Origin of the sequence: Streptomyces sp. NBC_00631, from assembly GCF_045206895.1 — a bacterium.
GTDB lineage: Bacteria > Actinomycetota > Actinomycetes > Streptomycetales > Streptomycetaceae > Streptomyces.
In genome coordinates, this window is record NZ_CP107734.1 from 10,864,996 (window position 1) to 10,881,588 (window position 16,593).

A 16,593-nucleotide genomic window follows, 5' to 3' on the forward strand; every position below is an offset into this window, starting at 1 on the left:
TACGTCTGTACACACTTCGGGGCGGGCAACCCATGGCACATTGAGGGCGTGAGCGGCACACGACGCGAGATCCCGAACGACCCCGGACGCAAGGAGCGGATCCTCGATGCAGCCCTGGACGTGATCTCCGAGAGCGGCGTGCACAGAACCACCCACCGGAAGATCGCGGCACGGGCGGAGGTCCCGCTGGGCTCGCTCACCTACTACTTCGACGGCATGGCCGACCTGCTCGCCCAGGCCTTCGCCCGGCTGTCGGACACCATGTCCGGGCTCTACCGGCGGACACTGCAGTCCGCCGCCTCCACGGCCCAGGCCGAGGCGGCCGTCGTCGAGCTGATCTGCGGCCCGGCCTACGCCACGGAACGCGACATGACCCTCATCTTCGAGATGTACGCCTACGCCAACCACAACGAGGCGGTCTCCGCAACGACCCGCACCTGGCTCGAACGCAGCAGGGAAAGCCTCGCCCTGCACTTCACGCCCGGAGTGTCGCGCGCCCTGGACGCGCTCATCGAGGGCTGGCCGATGCACCGGGCCTTCGCCGACGCACCCCTGGACCGCCGGCTGGTCACCGAGACGGTGCGCGCCATCGTCGCCGCCGACCCGCGCCTGTCCACCGACGCCACCTGACCCCCGGTCCCCCCCGCGCGGTGTCGGCCGACGGGTCCGCTGCCCGAAAGGATGAACGTCCCGGTCGGACGGCGTGTCGCACCCTGCGCACCCGGCACTCTCAAGTTGCCGAGGCATATGCGGACATGAGGGGGCAGACATGGAACGAGGGCAGGCGCGGACCCCGTTACGGCACCGGGCGCGGTACCTGTTCGACAGGACGCTCGCCCGCAGCACGGGAACACTGCTCGGCTGGCTCGCCGTGTGCTGTCTGGCGGTCGTCGTGCCCGTCAGCACCCTCCTGGTGTGGACGGACCCCGCCGCGCCGCGCTCCTTCTCCGGCCGGCTCAGCCAGGTGTGGCGCACCAGCGCGCAGACGCTCCGGCTCGGCGCGGTGGCGGGCACCCCGGCCCGGATGCTGCTGTCGGTCCTGCTCGGCCTCATCGCCCTGCTGTGCGTGTCCACGCTCGTCGGAGTCGTCACCACCGGGCTCGGCGACCGGCTCACCGAACTCCGGCGCGGCCGTTCGCGGGTCCTGGAACGCGATCACGACGTGGTGCTGGGCTGGACCGACCAGATCTTCACCGTGGTCCGCGAACTGATCGCCGGCCGGGCCGGTCGCGCCGGAGACGAGCGGTCCGCAGGCGGACGGCATGTCATCACCGTGCTCGCCGACCGGGACCCCGCCCACATGGACACCGCGCTCACGGCCGCCCTGGGAGGCACCGACCGCGTCCGGCTTGTCTGCCGCACCGGCACCCCCACCGACCCCGACGCCCTGGCCCTGGTCACCCCGGGTGCGGCCAGAGCGGTGGTGGTGCTGCCCGCCGACGACTCCGACGGCGATCTCACGGTCGTACGAACCCTGCTGGCGCTACGTGCCCTGCTCGGCGCCGACGACGGACCGAACGCTCCGCGTGTCGTCGCCGCCGTGCACGACGACCGCTACCTGCCGGCCGCACGGCTCGCCGCCGGACCGCGCGGAACCGTCCTGGAGACCGACCGGACGGCGGCACGACTCCTCGTCCAGGCGGCGCGGTGCCCCGGGATGTCCACGGCACTGCGGGACCTGCTCGACTTCTCCGGAGCCGAGTTCCACGTGGCCGAAGTCCCGGAGGCGGTGGGACTCTCCTTCGAGGAGGTGGCGCTGCGCCTGCAGACGTCCTGCGCCGTCGGGCTGCTGCGCCCGGACGGCCGGCCGCTGCTCACGCCCGCGCCGCACACCGTGCTGGCACCGGGGGACAGGCTGGTCACCGTCGCCCACGACGACCGCCCCACCACCCTCACGGACCGCCGGGCACAAGTCGAGGCCACGGCCCTCGCACCGCCCGCACCCCTCCCGGACGCGCCGGCACGGCTGCTGTTGCTCGGGTGGAACCGCCGCGCCCCGATCGTCGTGGAGACCCTGCGCCGGACCGCGCGGCCGGGCTCGGTCCTCGACGTGGTCAGCGACACGGCGGCCGATCCCGCAGGATCCAGCACCCCCTGTCCCCGGAACGCGCCGCTGGCCATCACCCACCACGCCCGCGACCTGGCCGCCCCCGAGGCACTGGACGGCCTCGATCTCACCGCCTACGACAGTGTCATCGCCCTGGGTGCCGACCGGGCGGCGGGGCCCGAACAGCCCGACGAGCGAACCCTCTTGGCGCTGCTGACCCTGTGCTCCTGGGAGGAGCGGACAGGCCGCGTGCTGCCCGTGGTGGCCGAACTGCGCGATCACCGCAGCCGCACCGTCGCTCCGCTCGGCCCCGCCTCCCACGCCGTCGTCCGGGGTGAACTCACCGCCCTGCTCATGGCGCAGGTCGTGCACCACCCCGAACTGGCCGCCGTCTACGAGGAGATCTTCGCCACGCGCGGCGGAGCACTCGCCCTGCGCCCGGCCGCCCACTACGTACTGCCCGGTCACGAGGCGGCGTTCGCCACGGTGGTCGCCGCGGCGCTCAGACGTGGCGAGTGTGCGATCGGCTACCACGCGCACGACCCGCACCGGACCCGCCCGCACGACGGCGTCCTGCTCTGCCCCGACAACGCGGAACGGCGCGTATGGGGTGCCGGGGACCAGATCCTGGTGCTGACGGCGGGACCGGACGGTCACGACACCACCGACGACAGGGCTCCTGCCCTGCCGATTCAGAGAGCGGGTCACCGCCCGAAAGGGCACAGCCGACCCGCAGATGCGGAATGAGGGGCCGGAATGAAAGGCCGAGCGGATGAGGTACTGTTGGTCACGAGCTGGTCGCCGTGAAGTCCCGGCGCCCGGTGTCGCGTTGGTGGTCCAAGGAAAGACGCCCCGCTTCCTGTGGGGAGATGCAGGTGCAAGGCCTGCCCGGCGCTCGGTGAAAGGGCCCGTCCGCAAGCGGACGGGCCCTTCGCGCTGTTCCGCACCGGTCCGCCGGCGCGGGACGCCGGCTTGCCCGCCCCGGTTCAGGCCACCGTCCGCTGGGCATAGGGGACGAGCCGGACCGGGCCGACGAGACCGTACGCCTGGCGTGTCGCCGTCCCGAACACTGCGGGGTTGCTGACCCGCAGCCGGTTGAACAGCGGGGTGGCGACCTCCACTTCGACCGTGTTGGCGCCCGGGCGGAGCAGGCCGCCGAGGTCCACCTCGGGGTTGAGGCGGTCGACGGGACCGACCCGGGTGCCGTTGACGGTGACCCGGCAGGTGTCGCCGACGCTGCCGAGCCGTAGCACGGCGCCCGTCGAGGAGGGCCAGGTCCTCGGCAGTGTGACGGTGGTCCGGTAGCGGCCGACACCGCCCACGTCCGCCAGCTCCGGGATCTGCGACCAGGGCAGCAGCGCGTCGAGCGCGAGAGTGTGGTCGACGACCTCGGTGCTGGTGGCGTCGGCGCCGGGCCGCCAGTCATCGACGGTGAGGGTCCACTGGTCGAGGGTGACCGGCGCGGGCACCTCGGCGATCTGCGCGCTGACCGTGCGGCCGTTCGACAGGGTGGTGGCGTACGTGCCCGCCGTCGCGGCGCGCACGGCCAGCGACCCGTCCGCGAACAGCACACTGTCCGCCTCGGTCGCCACCGCGTGCGGACGGGCCCCGGTACGGTCCCCGAACGCGGCCGGCCGCGCCAGCGCGACGACGAGCGTCTCACCGGGCTGAAGGGCCACCCGGAACGTGAACGCGTCCCCGTCCTGGGTGTACTCGGCGAGCCGGGTGATCAGCCCCGTCCAGGGATCCAGCAGATACGGCACCGTGCCGGAACCGGAGCGCCCGGTGCTGTGCACCGTGACGTCGTGGTCCACGGCGGCCACCGGCGGCTTGACCGTCTCGGCGTGCTTGCCGTTGCAGAAGTAGTAGAAATCGGCGTCGCCGGTCGACCGGTGCGCGTTCAGAAGGGTCGAGGACGCGCCGTAGGCGACGTCGGGCGTCACGCCGAGGTCCGCGAAGGCCGCGCCGACCAGGGTCTTGTCGGCGACCTGGCGGACGTTCGGAAGGGCCAGCAACTGGGCCGTCAGAGCACGCAGTTCGTCGGTCTCGCCGTTGTCCGGCAGGCCCGGGGTGAGGGCCTGGTCGAAGGCGCCGAACAGCACGGTGGGCAGGCCGGCCCGGGCAAAGGTGAGCAGCCTGCGGGCGTCGGCGACGGCCAGCGTCGGATTGGAGCCGTAGAAGAAGTCGCCTTCGAGGAACAGCGCCTTGTAGGCGGGCCCGTCCGGCGCGAGCCGCTTTCCGGACACCCTGGCCGAGGGCAGGTCGAGCAGTGGCCCGCTGAGGAACTGGTGGGTCCAGCCGAGCGGGACGCCGGTCGAGGTGAGCCAGGACGCGCCGATACCGGTCGCGCTGTACCCGGTCTGCCGGAAGACGGCGACGTCGGCGCGGGCGGTGCCGGACTGGAGCACCTGGTGCACCCGGCCGAGGTAGCCGGTGATGTCCGGGACATGCCGCCAGGTGGGCTGGCGCGGCCCCCACGACTCTCCGTACCCCACCGTGCCGTTGTAGGGGCTGAACGCCGCGAACCCGGGCCAGGCGACCCCCGGCGCCGTCGCGTAGGAGAAGCCGTGGATCACGGTCTGGTTGACGCCCGCCGCGTACGCGCCGCCCATGGTGCGCAGGAACTTGTCCCAGGTGGTGTTGTAGGCGCCGCCCGCGTACGCGCCCGCCTCGCAGGACAGGATGCGGTGGCCGGCCATGTCCCGGCCGCCGGCGAGGCAGCGGTAGTCGTCGAGGTTCTTGAAGCCGAGCGACTCGCCCTCGGGGATGTCCAGGACGGCCGCCGAGGCGATGGCGTCGGTCTGGAGTCCGTACGGCTGCGAGCGCAGCTTCATGCCGTGGCCGTGCGCCCAGTCCCGCAGCGCCCTGAGGTGGTGCTCGTTGAACAGGTTCGACACGGTCTCCCAGAAGTCGTGCCGGATCTCCTGGGTGAGCCGGGCATCGAAGGCGAAGACCTGGTTGCCGTTGTCGAGCACGACGGCCGGCAGGTACGGCAGCAGGTCGCGTCCGGTGTGCCGGCGGAACGCGTCGGGCAGTCCGGGTGTCCACTGCAGGCCCTTGGTCTCCAGCTCGACGGAGTCCTCGAAGAAGGCGCCGCCCGCCGATCCGAGCAGCCTGCGCAGGCCGGCGTCGAGGATCTCGCGGTCCCAGTACCGGGTGACGGCCGCGGTGCCGGCCGCGCTGAAGTGGTCGACGACGTACGCGGCGGGGGAGGAGTGCGGGCCCGCCTCGGGCTGCTGCCCCGAACCACGCTGCCAGTACGCCAGGATCACCCAGGTCGCCGAGTCCGGCGGGGTCCAGGTGAGCCGGCCGTCGGACACCAGCGCGGTCAGGTCGGTGACGCTGTCGGCGTCCAGGCCGGTCGCCTTGCCGCTGGAGTAGGCGGTGTTGACCCTGGCGGCCTGTACCGCGAACAGCTGCTGCACGGTGACTCCGGTGGCGGCCGCGTAGACCGAGGCGGGCACCGGGCCGTCGTACCCGGCGCCGCCCGTCAACGTCAGCTTGCCGTAGGCGAGTTCCTTGACCGCCGCGTCGTCGTCGGGGGTGACACCCGGTACGGCGACCGGCCAGCTCGGGCCGAGGGTGAGGTCGACGGTCAGTCCGCGCCGGGCCGCCTGGCGCAGCGCGGCCTTCACCCCGTCGCGCCAGGCGGGGCTGCCCCAGCCGTGGTGGGCGGTGTCCAGTACGGAGGTGTCGGAGATGCTGTGGTGGACGGCAGCGATCTCGGCCTCGCCGAACCCCGCGTCGGCCATCTGGTCGATCTCCCGCGCGATCTCGGCCAAATCGACCAGCCCGTCCGGCCACCACCAGCGGAACTTCGGCCGAACGGCCTCGGCGGGCCGGGCGAACCAGTCGGCGGCGGGTACGGCCCCGGTGGCGACGGCACCACCGGGCGCGGCGAAGGCGCCCGTCGCCGGCCCGAGAGCGGCGAGAGCACCGGCCGACAGGCCGGCCGCGAGCACCGACCGGCGGGTCGCCCCGCCGCGCCGAGAGGAGGATTCGAGCATGGTTCAACCCCAAGTGGTCCCAAGGGCGGTTACGGACACATCATTGACTGAATCGTTTCAATCCAGGCAGGCGCCGGAACCGTAATCCTGGCTGCGAACTGAGGTCAAGAGGTATGACAACGATTCAACGTGCCGGAGGCTGCTGAAGATTGCAGGGCCGGTGGGGCATCCGGCGTGAGGTGTGTCCTGCCGCTGCGCGACCAGTGACAAGTTCTCGCGTCGGGCCGCATCGGTCCAGGGAGCCCCGCGCCCGGCGGGTGGACCGTGCGCGACGTCGTGGAGTGGGTTGTCAGGCCACCTGCCCGCCGTGCAGCGCAGCGTAGGCGCCACCGCGGCGGAGCAGGTCCTCGTGTGTACCGATCTCACGGATACGCCCGTCGTCCATGACCACGATGCGGTCGGCACCGCTCACGGTGGACAGCCGGTGGGCGACCACGAACGTCGTACGGCCGTGCAGCAGGCGGGCCAGCGCCTGCTGCACCAGCGCCTCGGAGCGGGTGTCCAGCGCCGAAGTGGCCTCGTCCAGCACCAGGACGCGCGGGTCGCGGATCAACGCCCGTGCGATGGCGAGGCGCTGACGCTGGCCACCGGAGAGCCGGGCGCCCCGCTCGCCGACCACGGTGTCCAGGCCGTGCGGCAACCGGTCCACGAACTCCAGTGCGTTGGCGTCCCGCAGTGCGGCACGCACCGCCTCCTCGTCGGCCTCGTCCTCCATGCCGTAGGCGACGTTCTCCCGGACCGTGCCGTCGAAGAGGATCGACTCCTGCGGCACGACCGACACGAACCGCCGGTAGGTGCGCAGGTCGAGGGCGCTCATGTCGCTGCCGTCCAGGAGCAGCCGGCCGGAGGTGGGCCGGATGAACCCGATGACGAGGTTGAGCACGGTGGACTTGCCGGCCCCCGAGGCACCCACCAGAGCGACCGTCTCGCCCGGGACGACATCGAGGCTGAACTCCGCCACGGCCGGCCGCTCGCCCTCCTCGTAGCCGAAGCCGACCCGCTCGAACGTGACCGCCCCACGCACGGCGGTGACCTCCTCCCGGCCCTCGTTGTCCTCCAGTTCGGGAGCCTGGAGCACCTCGCCCACCGAACGCACCGACTCCAGGCCCTTGGTGATGACCGGCGCCAGACTCGTCAGCGTCGTGGTCGAGTTGGTGAGCGTGGTCAGGAACGCGCTCAGCATGACGACGTCGCCGGGCGTGACGCCCCACACGCCGTAGTACGACACCAGCGCGGCGGCGGCCAGGACGGCGACGCCGATCACGTTGAGCACCACCCAGGCCAGCGAGCCGAAGCGGCCGTTGACCAGGTCCAGGCGCATCCCGGAGGTGAGCAGCCGGTTCAGGGTGCCGTTCATCCGGCGCAGCGCCTTGCCCTCCAGGCCGTGGGCGCGGGTGACCGGGATGAGCCGCGTCATCTCGGTCACCCGCGAGGACAGCGTCTCCACCTCGTGCCGGAAGTGCTCGTTGTGCGTCCGCAGCCGCGCCCGCAGCCGGGCCACGAGCAGCGTAGCCGCCGGCACCACGACCAGGAAGACCGGCAGGAACTCCGGTGTGCGCACGCCGATGATGACCAGTCCTCCGGCCAGCACGGTCAGCGCGCCCAGCCCCTGCTCGGCGGTCTGCTGGACCATCTGCTCGACGGTCTCGACATCCCGTACGACCTTGGCCTGGAGCACGCCCGCGCTGACCCGGGAGTGGTAGCCGATGGACAGTTGCTGCATCCGCGTGCACAGCGCGGAGCGCAGCGTGGTGCCCATCCTGCGGACACTGCCGTAGAGGAGCCGCACGTACAGCACGTGCAGCGGATAGTTGACGAGCAGGATCGCCATGATCACCGCGACGGACGTCCACATCCGGGAGACGGGCCCGTGCTGCACGACCGTGTCCACGACGGACGCGGTGATCAGGGGCAGCAGCCAGATGGGGCTGTGCTTGACGGTGAACACGCCGACCGCCGCCGCCAGCTTCCGGCGGTCCGCGCGCAGCAGATAGGCGAGGGTCCGGATCGGGTGTTCGCCCCTGTAGCGGTGGTCGAGCGGCCGTTCCGACGTCGACGCCATCGGCGTTGATCCTCCCCTGTCCGTGCCCCTGACCTGTAGCAACCGCTTTCCCCGGGGTCCGCGGGCTACCGTACACCGGGGCGAGGGGCGCGGGCGCGGGACTTTTGGCAGGGGCCGGGAACCGGCACTCCCCGGCCGATGCGTTCGAGGCCCGGGTGAGAGAAGGTGGTGAGGGGGCGGGGCGCGGATGGACGGACGCTCCCGTCGATACCGCCGTCCGTCGCGTCGTCCATCCCGTCGTCCGGAGAGGGGCAGCCATGACAGGGTCCGAGGCCGAGAAGGAGATCCTCGGTCACATCACGGAAATGATCAACCAGGAGAAGGATCTGCGTGATCGTCTGGCACGGCAGGAGATCGACGAGCCGACCGAGCATGCCCGTCTGGCACGTCTGGAGACCGAGCTCGACCGGTGCTGGGACCTGCTCCGGCAGCGCCGGGCCAGGATGGAGGCGGGGCAGGACCCCGGCGCGGCGAACGTCCGTCCCGCGTCAGAGGTGGAGGGCTACCTGTCCTGAGGACCGAGCGCGACCGGAAGGGCTGGACTCGTAGCGAGCCGGCACCGATCGTGGGCGGTATGAACGATCACCGAACGGCATCGGCCGACGCTGCCCGGCACGCTCCCGCGAGCGACGGGGCCCTGGGGGAGGAGGCCGCCGAGGTCCGCCGTTTCCAGGAGCGGCTCGGCCTTCCGGCCCTGGTCGACGTCCACACGCACTTCATGCCCGAGCGGGTCCTGCACAAGGTCTGGGAGTACTTCGACACCAACGGGCCGCTGCTCGGCGGCCTGGAGTGGCCGATCACCTACCGGAAGGCGGAGGAGGAACGTGCCGCCATTCTCCGGGAGTTCGGCGTCCGTGCCTTCACCTCGATGCTCTACCCGCACAAGCCCGGCATGGCGACCTGGCTGAACGGCTGGGCCGCCGACTTCGCCGGCCGTACCCCGGACTGTCTGCACACGGCGACCTTCTTCCCCGAGCCCGGCGTCGAGACGTACGTCCGCGAGGCCGTCGAGACGGGCGCCCGGGTGTTCAAGGCACACGTCCAGGTGGGCGCGTACGACCCGGCCGGTGAACTCCTCGACGGTACCTGGGGGTTGCTGGCCGACGCGGGGATCCCGGTGGTGATCCACTGCGGCTCCGGCCCCGCACCCGGCAAGCACACCGGCCCCGGCCCGATCGCCCGGGTGCTCGCGCGCCATCCGCGACTGCGGCTGATCATCGCGCACCTGGGGATGCCCGAGTACGAGGAGTTCCTGGCCCTGGCCGAACAGTACGAGGAGGTGCGGCTGGACACCACGATGGCGTTCACCGACTTCACCGAACGGTTCATGCCGTTCCCGCACCGCGCCCTGCCCAGAATCGCCGCCCTCGGCGACCGCGTCCTGCTCGGCTCCGACTTCCCCAACATCCCCTACCCGTACGTGCACCAGTTGCGCGCACTGGAACGACTGGGGCTGGGCGAGGACTGGCTGCGCGCGGTGTGCCACGACAACGCGACGCAACTGTTCGGGATATGATGGCACGTCAGTAGTTTTGCCCAGGCGGCCGGATGCGCGGGCGCGGCCACGGCGACGACGCCCGCCCGCCGTGCGCGGCGGTGTCCGTGCGGAGCGCCACTTCACCCGGTCCTTCGCCGCGGCCGTGGCGGCGACGGGGGTGCGGCGCCGCATGGACGCTGCCTTCCGTGACGCCTCGGCCATGGCCACCGACACCCCTTCACAGGCCCGGAGACCGGCGTACCGCCCTCTCAGCCGCCCAGCCCCGGCAGGGGCGGGCGTGACAGCCCTGTCGGCCGGTGGAACCATGCAGGAGCCGACGAAGGGTGGCCAGCCGTGGTGCCGGATGTCCGTGCGTCCCTGGGCGCGATGCTCTTCCGCCGGGTGGCGGGCCCCGACGGAGCGGCGGTCCGCGCCCGTATCCACGACACCCCTGGCCCACGCTGGTTCGCTCCCGGGCGTCCGATCCGCGTCGTCCACGGCGACGCGTCGATGTTCGTCGGCGGACTCGGCGCCCTCCTCCTCCAGTCACTGCACCCACTCGCGATGGCCGCCGTCGCCGCGCACTCCGGATACCGCGGGGACCCCTGGGGGCGGCTGCAACGCACCAGCGCCTTTCTGGCGGTGACCACCTACGGTGTGGCGGACGACGCTCGCGCGGCCGTGGAGCAGGTGCGGGGCATCCATGAGAAGGTGCGTGGGACCACCCCGGAGGGGGAGACGTACCACGCGGCCGATCCCCGGCTGCTCGGCTGGGTGCACGCGGCCGAGACGGAGTGCTTCCTGCGCGCCCACGAGCGCTACGGTTCCCGTTCGCTGGACCGGTCCGGGTACGACGCCTACGTTGCAGACACCGCGCGGGTGGCCGAGGCACTGGGAGGGAACGATCCGCCACGCGACCGCCGCGCCTTGACCGCCCGGCTGGAGGCCTACCGGCCCGAACTCAGAGCCACCCCCGAGGCCCGGGACGCAGCACGCTTCCTGCTCCTCGAACCGCCGCTGCCCCTGCCGGTCCGGCCCCTGTACGGCGTCCTGGCCGCCAACGCCGTGACGCTGCTGCCCTCCTGGGCGCGGACACTGCTGCGGCTGCCGCGTCTCGCGGTCGTGGAGGACCTCACGGTCCGCCCGGCCGGACACCTGCTCACCCGCACCATCCGCTGGGCCATGAACCCACCACCGGGCGCCGCCTGACGGACGAGAGCGGCACCGCCGGTATGCCCGACCGGGCCGGCGACGACCTCGGCAATCATCCAGACGGCGCCCCTGGCGCGGCGGTGAACCTGCCGCTCGCCTCGCTGTCCGTCGGGCCGTCGCCCGACACCGGACAGGTCCCACGGCGAAGGCGAGTACCAGCGGCACGCTGTGCACGACGTCGGCGGGCACCCCGCTCGTCCCCGCGGATGCGCTGTGCCCGCAGGTCACCACCCACCTCGCGCTGCACCGTGCCGCTGCCAGGTGGCGCACGTATCGTCGCTCACGAGCAGGTCCTCGGCTCCGGACGCGGCCGGCGGACTGACCGGTGACGCCCGCGCCCACCTGCCGCCGGGTACACCAGGGCGGCCCGTCAGCCGGGCCACGTCCCGGTCAGGCTGCGGACACCGGTGGCGCCCCCGCGATCGACGGCCGCCTTCACCACCGCGAAGATCGCGCCCTGGACCATGGCGGCGAACAGGACCTCGCCCCAGGACCGGTCCTCGTCTGTGGCGTCCGGGGCGTCCGCGTCGTGACCGAGCACTTTCCACGTCTGTTTGAACAGCGCTCCCGCGGTCAGGCCGCCGACGACGCCGAGAGCCAGCCCCACCGGCCTGTAAGCGATCTTCGCTGCCTTCACCCGGCTCACCCCTTCATGCGGCGGCAGGCCACCCACACCACGACGGCCGCACCCGCCACCGCCAACAGCACCTTGTGGTTGTCCTGCGCCAGCCGCGCCCCCTGCGCGGTCCTGTCCCTGACGGGCTCGGGCAGCAGTCCCTGGGCCTGGTGGGCGACGTCTGCGGCCCTCGCTGTCAGGTCCCCCGCCCTGAGGGTGGCTTGCTCCTTCAGCTGCCCGCCCTTCACGGCAACCTGCTCCTTGACCTCGGCGCCCTTCTGCCGGGCACGCGCCTTGACATCGGTCTTCGCCGCGAGGGCCTCGACCGTCTCCCCGAGCTCGGCACGGGTCCGCTCGACCTGTTCGCGCAGTTCCGCGGGGTTCGCCGCGGTGGGTTCGTCGTGGGGCGGCTGGGTCATCGGTGCACACTCTCCTTGATCGTGGCCACGTCGGCCTTCAGGTTCTCGACCGTCTGCTCGGGCGTGGGTGGCGCCGCCCGACCGACCTGCTTCTTTCCGCTCCTGGCCAGAACCGCCGCGATCACACCGAGCACCGCGGTGATGATCAGCCCCGCCGCCCATACCGGCAGCACCACGGACAGTGCGGCGATCGCACTGGCCACCAGCGCCTGGAGCATCAGGAAGCCGACGACACCGGCGCCCCCGAACAGGCCGCCTCCCTTGCCGTAGTGCTTGCCCTTCTCCTTGAACTCCGCCTGCGCCAGCCTCAGCTCGCCGCGCACCAGCTCGGTCAGCTGCTGCGAGGCCCGCTGCACCAGTTCACCCACCGGCTCCTGATCCAAGCGGTCCGTGCTCCGGCCGGATGAGACATGGGGCGGCTGCGTACTCGGCACGGCGCTCACCTCCCGTCCATTTCCGTTCCTGCCCACCGGCCCTGTCACGCCGGCGGTCCGATGAAAGCGCGAGTACCCCGGACAGCCGGGTTCAGGACACCGAGTCCCGTGCGACAGCCATGCGCGCCGTGCGACAGGCATACGTGCCGTGCGACAGCCATGCGTGCCGCAGGAGGGTCATGCGTCGTCCAGCCGGCGTACGTCCTCCTCGTCCCACGTCCGGGTGGAGCGGGGCTCCGTGTAGGGCTCCGCCTCGGGTGGCAGACCGCCCGCGACGGCCCGCTGGCGGGCGGTCTCGGCGTCGAACTCCAGGCCCAGCAGGACGGCCAGGTTGGTGATCCACAGCCAGACGAGAAACACGACGACGCCGGCCATGGTGCCGTAGGTCTTGTTGTAGGAGGCGAAGCCGGCCACGTAGAACGCGAACCCGGCGGAGGCGATCAGCCAGATCAGCAGGGCGACGAAACTGCCTGGAGTGATCCACCGGAACCCCCTGACCTTCGCGTTCGGGCTGGCCCAGTACAGGACGGCGATCATCAGCGTGACCAGGAGTACGAGGACCGGCCACTTGGCGATCGACCACACCGTCAGCGCGCCGTCCCCGATCCCGAGCGCGGCGCCGGCCTGACGGGCGATGCCGCCGGTGAAGACCACGATCAGCGCGCTGAGCACCGCCATCACCAGGAGGGCAGCGGTGAGCAGGACGCGCAGGGGGAGGATCTTCCACAGCGGGCGGCCCTCCGGCATGTCGTACACCGTGTTGGCGGCGCGGATGAACGCCCCGACGTAGCCGGAGGCCGACCAGAGCGCAAGCACCAGGCCGACGACCGCCATGACGGACCCGGCACCGGCCCTGCCCTGCAACTGCTCCACGGCCCGGGTGATGATGTCCCGGGCTGCCCCCGGCGCCAGCTGCCGGAGGTTGCTCAGCACCGCGTCGATGGCCGACCCGCCGGCGATGCCCAGCAGGGAGACCAGCACCAGCAGGGCCGGGAACAGCGACAGCACTCCGTAGTACGTCAGCGCCGCCGCGCGATCGGTCAGCTCATCGTCCTTGAACTCGTGCAGGGCGCCCTTGAGGACGGCGACCCAGGCCCGCTTCGGGAGTTTCGTCGGCGTGTCCGGCGCGCGCCGTTCGACGTCGGGTCCAGGACCCGCCTCCTCGGGGGTCGGTACCCCGGGCGTGAGTGTCCCGCGTCCCGCGTCCTCGCCGCCGTCCCGGGGTGCCGTCCGCCATGGAATACGAAGCCTCTGCATGGACACCGGGTAACCCTCCGGCGCCCTTCCCACGCCGCCGAGTGGGCGGAACGCCGCGCCGTCCGACCCGCCGAGGCGAGCCGGACGGCGGTGACGTCGGACGCGGACGGGCATGGAACGCGCTCACGGAAGCACCCAGGAGGGCATGGAGGGCGAGATCCACCAGACCCGGACGGGTGCCTGCCGGCGGATCGACTGCGATCACGGATACGGCTCGCCGGCCAGCCGGCCAGCCGGCCATGGCACGGCTCGGGCCGGTCGGCGTCCTGCACGCGGTGGCGGACGTCGTCGTCGGCGCGGGATGGCTGTACCGGGCCTTTCGCCGCAGCGGCTGGCGGCGGGGCCGGGGTGTCGTCCGCGCATCCGGTGAAACCCGGCTGTCCGGGGGCGCCGAGGAAGACGGCCTGCGTCCCGCGGACCGGGGAGGACATGTGTCGCAGGCGGGTGACGCCGTGTACCGGCGCATCCGTGAAGAAGTCACCGACGGGGCCGAGGACCTCTGGCGGGTGGCGACAACGCTGCACGCCGATCCAGAGCTCGCGGTCGCCGAACGGCGCGCTGCCGCACTGCTCGGCGGGGAACTAACTGCACCGGGCAGGTTTCCAGGTCCAGCCGGGCACGGCAGGCATGCCCACGGCTTTCGTGGCACGCGTGGGGGAGAGCCGGCCGGCGGTGGCACTGCTGCTGGAGTACGACGCCCTGCCCGGCCTGGGCCATGCCTGCGGCCACAACCTGATCGCCGCCGCCGGCCTGGGAGCCGCCCTCGCCGCCCGCGCCGTCCTGCCCGGGGAAGCCGGCTCGGTGCTGGCCGTGGGTACCCCGGCCGAGGAAGGCGGCGGCGGGAAGGCCCTGGAGGTCGCGGCGGGAGTGTTCGACGACGTCGATGCCGCACTCATGTTCCATCCGGGTGTCCATGACTGGGTGCGGGCGCCTCTCACGGCGCAGGAGCAGTACCGGGTCGGCTTCCATGGGCGGGCCGCCCACCCCACGGGCAACCCGACGGAGGGCATCGACGCCCTGGCGGCTCTCATCGAGTTGTTCAACGTGCTGTCCGCGCTGGGCCGCCGACTGCCGGAGGCCTCCCACATCCAGGGCATCGTGACGCAGGGCGGCACGGCCACGAACCTCGTCCCGCCTACGCGGAGGGCCTGTTCGGTCTCCGCGCCGCCACGACCACGGCGCTGGGCAGCCTGGCCGAGCGGCTGCGCACCTGCGCCACCGGCGTGGCCCGGGCCACCGGCACGACCGTCACTGCCGAACGGGCCACGGTCCGCTACGAGCACTTCCGCGACAGCCGGCCGCTCTCCGACCGCTTCGCGGCGCACCTGGAGCGGTCGGGCATCGCTCTGACGCCGCCTGAGACCGGCGTGTACCTGGGCTCGTCCGACATCGGCAATGTCAGCGGGCGGGTTCCGGCCATTCACCCGTTCGTGGCGATCGCGGACGGGGGCGGCTCCGGCCACACCCCCGAGTTCGCCGCCGCGGCGGTCTCCGCACGTGCCCGGGAAGTCCTTCTCGCGGCCACGGAGGCTCTGGCCTGCACGGCAGCCGACATCCTCGGCGACGCGCCGCTGCGGGAGTCGGCATGGAAGGCGCAGGGGCCGGCCGGCGCGCACGGCCGCTGAGGTCCGCCCCACATCCGTACGGCCGGGCGGCGGCGCCATCCGTGGCCGGGGACGGTCAGGCCGCGGAGGACCTGCAGTGCCTCGACGCGCGGCTTGCCCAGTCGGCGCGGGTCCAGCAGAGGCGCCGTCTTCCGGAAGTCGGGGTCGGGGTCGGGCAGGAACGTCTGCATCAGCCACCGGTCCGTCTCGTGCGCGGCACGGACGGCTTACGGACGGCCGCCGCGCCGGACTCGGCGCCGCGCACGTGGTACCGCGGCTCGTCAGGAGGACCGTCCACCGTATGGCCCCGGGCCTCGGTTGATCACGAAAGGCGGCAACTCGCCGTGGCCGCTGCCCGCCAAGTCCGCGCTCTTCGCGACCATCGTATTGTCCGCGTGCTTCGTGTCCTTGGCCATCGCGGTCCCCCTTTCGCTCTTGACGCGTTCCCTCAGCTCGCGCGGTCGACGGGGTGGGCGAGGTCCTCAAGCCGGAAGCGGCCCGCCGCCACGGGGCGGCGGGCCGGACCTTCGGGCCGGCCGTCAGTCCCCTCTGACAGCGGTCAGTTGGTGTACACGGCAGGGGAGCCGCTGACGCTGCTGTCGACGACCGGCGCGTAGGCGGCCGTGAAGTATCCGCTTGCCGCGCACAGCGACGAACCGGACGCCTTGGTGAAGGCCTGGTTGGTGAAGGTCAGGCTGTGGGCGGTGTTCGAGCTCACCGCGGAGAGACCCGACGCCCGGTAGACACAGTTGACGGTGCCCAGCAGAGTGGAGAGGACCACCGTGGTCTGGATGGTGCTGCCCGAAGCCGGGGTCACTGTCACGGCGCCGCCCGAGGCGGCGGACGTGGTGTAGGGCAGGTTGTTGACGGTGACGCTCTGCACACCGGTGACGCCGAGGACGTTGCTGGTGCAGCCGCTGAAGGTCTGGGAGGTCGCGGACTCGGTCGCGGTGCCCGGGGCGGCGGGGTTCGACGTCACCGTGGCGGACAGCGACGAGCCGGTGCAGGTGATGCCGGTGGTGCCGCCGCTGGTCGTGGCGAGGGAGGCCTTGGTGCCGCTCGCCAGCGATGCGGTGAGTACGTCGCCCACGGAGACCGCGTTGCCGCCGGCGCTGCCGTAGGTGAGCACCGAGCCGGCCGCCGAGACTGAGGCGGCCGGAAGGAGGGTCAGGGCGGACAGGGCGGCGGTGACGGTTAAGGCGGAGACGCCGAATCTGCGCATGGGGGAGTCCTCTTTCGGGCGTGCGGGTGGTGCGAGGAGGGGGCGGCCGTCCCGGACATGGAGAAGGACGGCGGCCCTGGCATGGCGGTCCCGGGTGGCGGACTGCCGGACCGGTGCGTGTTGCTGGTGGTTGACCCGGCGTCAGGGACGCCGGTGCACTTGTTGACGCCTTGCGGGTGCGTGACACTGACGGCTCCAGCAGGTCGTCCACCGCAGGTCCGCGTGAGAAGAAAACC

At 72.3% G+C, this 16,593-nt stretch carries 12 protein-coding genes and 3 pseudogenes; 6 read left to right on the forward strand and 9 right to left on the reverse strand.

Annotation, left to right across the window (positions count from 1 at the left end; all coding sequences use genetic code 11):
• Positions 1-48 precede the first annotated feature (48 nt).
• Positions 49-630: a TetR/AcrR family transcriptional regulator gene (locus OHB00_RS49050; protein ID WP_406445293.1), complete on the forward strand. Its 582-nt coding sequence runs from the start codon at positions 49-51 to the stop codon at positions 628-630.
• A gap of 139 nt (positions 631-769) precedes the next feature.
• Entirely contained in the window at positions 770-2,794 is a 2,025-nt protein-coding gene (locus tag OHB00_RS49055; RefSeq protein ID WP_406445295.1) for a CASTOR/POLLUX-related putative ion channel, read from the forward strand.
• 239 nt (positions 2,795-3,033) lie between these two features.
• On the opposite strand, the gene OHB00_RS49060 is transcribed toward OHB00_RS49055, so the two are convergent.
• On the reverse strand, positions 3,034-6,054 hold the full coding sequence (locus tag OHB00_RS49060) for a glycosyl hydrolase (RefSeq protein ID WP_406445296.1): 3,021 nt from the start codon (positions 6,052-6,054) through the stop codon (positions 3,034-3,036).
• A gap of 289 nt (positions 6,055-6,343) precedes the next feature.
• Positions 6,344-8,116, reverse strand: a complete 1,773-nt coding sequence (locus OHB00_RS49065) for an ABC transporter ATP-binding protein (protein WP_406445298.1) — start codon at positions 8,114-8,116, stop codon at positions 6,344-6,346.
• 257 nt (positions 8,117-8,373) lie between these two features.
• On the opposite strand from OHB00_RS49065, the gene OHB00_RS49070 reads away from it, so the two are divergent.
• The 3 genes from OHB00_RS49070 (at position 8,374) to OHB00_RS49080 (ending at position 10,802) form a co-directional block, all read left to right on the forward strand.
• Positions 8,374-8,631: a DUF2630 family protein gene (locus OHB00_RS49070; protein WP_406445300.1), complete on the forward strand. Its 258-nt coding sequence runs from the start codon at positions 8,374-8,376 to the stop codon at positions 8,629-8,631.
• 59 nt (positions 8,632-8,690) lie between these two features.
• Entirely contained in the window at positions 8,691-9,632 is a 942-nt protein-coding gene (locus OHB00_RS49075) for an amidohydrolase family protein (protein WP_406445302.1), read from the forward strand.
• A 348-nt stretch (positions 9,633-9,980) separates the two neighbouring features.
• On the forward strand, positions 9,981-10,802 hold the full coding sequence (locus OHB00_RS49080; RefSeq protein WP_406446336.1) for an oxygenase MpaB family protein: 822 nt from the start codon (positions 9,981-9,983) through the stop codon (positions 10,800-10,802).
• 373 nt (positions 10,803-11,175) lie between these two features.
• On the opposite strand, the gene OHB00_RS49085 is transcribed toward OHB00_RS49080, so the two are convergent.
• From OHB00_RS49085 to OHB00_RS49100, 4 genes are all read right to left on the reverse strand, one after another.
• The gene (locus OHB00_RS49085; RefSeq protein WP_406445304.1) at positions 11,176-11,442 is read right to left on the reverse strand and encodes a DUF4235 domain-containing protein; all 267 of its coding nucleotides are present in this window, start codon (positions 11,440-11,442) and stop codon (positions 11,176-11,178) included.
• A 5-nt stretch (positions 11,443-11,447) separates the two neighbouring features.
• Entirely contained in the window at positions 11,448-11,840 is a 393-nt protein-coding gene (locus tag OHB00_RS49090) for a DUF3618 domain-containing protein (protein ID WP_406445306.1), read from the reverse strand.
• Complete coding sequence (locus OHB00_RS49095; protein ID WP_406445307.1) at positions 11,837-12,223, reverse strand: phage holin family protein; 387 nt, start codon at positions 12,221-12,223, stop codon at positions 11,837-11,839. Before OHB00_RS49095 ends, OHB00_RS49090 begins: the two co-directional genes overlap by 4 nt.
• Before the next feature lie 228 nt (positions 12,224-12,451).
• Entirely contained in the window at positions 12,452-13,531 is a 1,080-nt protein-coding gene (locus OHB00_RS49100; protein ID WP_406445309.1) for a YihY/virulence factor BrkB family protein, read from the reverse strand.
• A gap of 431 nt (positions 13,532-13,962) precedes the next feature.
• On the opposite strand from OHB00_RS49100, the pseudogene OHB00_RS49105 reads away from it, so the two are divergent.
• A pseudogene (locus OHB00_RS49105) lies at positions 13,963-15,156 on the forward strand (amidohydrolase).
• Position 15,157: 1 nt separating this feature from the next.
• Here OHB00_RS49105 and OHB00_RS49110 read toward each other — a convergent pair.
• From OHB00_RS49110 to OHB00_RS49120, 3 genes and pseudogenes are all read right to left on the reverse strand, one after another.
• Positions 15,158-15,326, reverse strand: a pseudogene (locus OHB00_RS49110) (pyrimidine dimer DNA glycosylase/endonuclease V); the annotation flags it as partial.
• Positions 15,326-15,442: pseudogene (locus OHB00_RS49115) on the reverse strand (hypothetical protein); the annotation flags it as partial. The pseudogenes OHB00_RS49110 and OHB00_RS49115, both read right to left, overlap by 1 nt.
• A 252-nt stretch (positions 15,443-15,694) precedes the next feature.
• The gene (locus OHB00_RS49120; RefSeq protein WP_406445311.1) at positions 15,695-16,357 is read right to left on the reverse strand and encodes a Tat pathway signal sequence domain protein; all 663 of its coding nucleotides are present in this window, start codon (positions 16,355-16,357) and stop codon (positions 15,695-15,697) included.
• Between the last annotated feature and the right edge of the window lie 236 nt (positions 16,358-16,593).